Here is a 601-nt window from a genome sequence, read left to right as displayed (position 1 = left end):
ATCCTGCGATGGCAATTGAAATTCAACGTGCGCTCGGTACGCGCGGTTATGGTTACGACATGCAAGTGGCGTGTTCATCGGCAACCTTCGCCATTGTTGCTGCTGCTAATGCGATTGCGACGGGCTCAGCCTCAAGAGTGCTCGTTATCAACCCAGAGATTTGTTCGGCGCAGGTGAATTATCGCGATCGTGACAGCCACTTTATTTTTGGTGATGTCGCGACCGCACTGGTACTGGAAGAGCAAAGTCTAGCTCAATCTGACAATGTGTTTAAAATCCTCTCAAGCCGCTGTTTTACTGATTATTCGAATAATATTCGCAGTAATTTTGGTTTCTTGAATCGCTGCGATCCGAGTGCTGCCCATCAGGCCGATAAACTGTTCCACCAACAAGGGCGCAAAGTGTTTAAAGAGCTACTGCCGATGATTTACCAACATTTGGATGAACATCTGGCCGAACAAGCATTAACGCCGCAGTCTTTTAAGCGTTTATGGTTGCATCAAGCGAACATCAACATGAACCAGTTTGTGGTGAGAAAACTGTTAGGGGATGATGTGTCAGCGGAACAGGCGCCTGTCGTGTTAGACGAGTACGCCAATAC

General features: G+C 47.8%; 1 protein-coding gene. It reads left to right on the top strand.

What is annotated here, in order from left to right:
- The coding region (locus tag AACU55_RS19085; RefSeq protein WP_134707158.1) for a beta-ketoacyl-ACP synthase III at nucleotides 1-601 on the top strand (601 nt) is incomplete at both ends.

The organism is Rahnella sp. CJA17(1/100) (assembly GCF_963881615.1).
Lineage (GTDB): Bacteria > Pseudomonadota > Gammaproteobacteria > Enterobacterales > Enterobacteriaceae > Rahnella > Rahnella aceris.
The sequence above is the reverse complement of the archived record's forward strand: the minus strand, read 5'-3'. Positions and strand labels throughout refer to the sequence as shown.